General features: G+C 54.5%; 1 pseudogene. It reads left to right on the top strand.

Going from position 1 to position 336, the window contains the following annotated elements:
- Positions 1-142: 142 nt before the first annotated feature.
- Positions 143-336: pseudogene (locus PY650_RS37755) on the top strand (hypothetical protein); the annotation flags it as partial.

Below are 336 nucleotides of genomic sequence, written 5' to 3'. Positions count from 1 at the left end.
GATTATGTGCACCTCGTAATTATGCGCAGATTGCTGAGGCAGGAGGCTTTAACCGTCGGATTCTCGGACGACTTCCGGCTGGTGAACTGCGCATAATTCTTGTGTCTCCTATCGAGCGTAATCAGCTCAATAGGAGATCAGTATGCAAAAGATGATCGTCATACAGCCACGGCCGCGCGCTTGGCTGGAAGGAAGTATTCTTCAGCCTTACGTTTCGCAATACGGAGAGCACTTGCGACGAAGGCGATATGCTCCGGGCACCCAGCGCGCCTACATGTGCTGCATCGCGCACTTCGCCCATTGGCTGACACAGGAGGGGTACCGCCTGGAAGCGAT

The sequence above is a fragment of the Martinezella calliandrae genome (assembly GCF_030272695.1).
Lineage (GTDB): Bacteria > Pseudomonadota > Alphaproteobacteria > Rhizobiales > Rhizobiaceae > Rhizobium > Rhizobium calliandrae.
The sequence above is the reverse complement of the archived record's forward strand: the minus strand, read 5'-3'. Positions and strand labels throughout refer to the sequence as shown.